1 protein-coding gene is annotated in these 318 nt (G+C 45.3%); it reads left to right on the top strand.

Annotation, left to right across the window (positions count from 1 at the left end):
- Positions 1–318, top strand: a 318-nt coding sequence (locus A3761_RS07090) for a PCRF domain-containing protein (RefSeq protein ID WP_156491705.1), incomplete at both ends; no start/stop codon positions are given.

The raw sequence follows: 318 nt of genomic DNA, 5'->3' as shown, positions 1-318 counted from the left end.
CTGAAATTGAGCCGGTTGTGAAATGTTACGCTAGCTACAGACAAGCTCAGGACGACATCGAAGAAGCCAACATGCTGATGAATGATGGTGATGCCGATATGCGCGAGATGGCTCAAGAAGAGCTGAAAGAGGCAAAGTCTTCTTTGGAAACTCTTGATAAGGAGTTGCAGACTCTCTTGTTACCTAAAGATCCGAATGACAAGAATAACGTTTTCTTGGAAATTCGAGCGGGAACCGGTGGTGATGAGGCGGCAATTTTCTCTGGGGATTTATTTCGCATGTATTCTCGTTATGCTGAGAAGAAAGGCTGGAAGGTTG

The organism is Oleiphilus sp. HI0123 (assembly GCF_001635315.1).
Note: the sequence above shows the minus strand (reverse complement) of the source record. Positions and strands in the feature narration are given on the sequence as shown.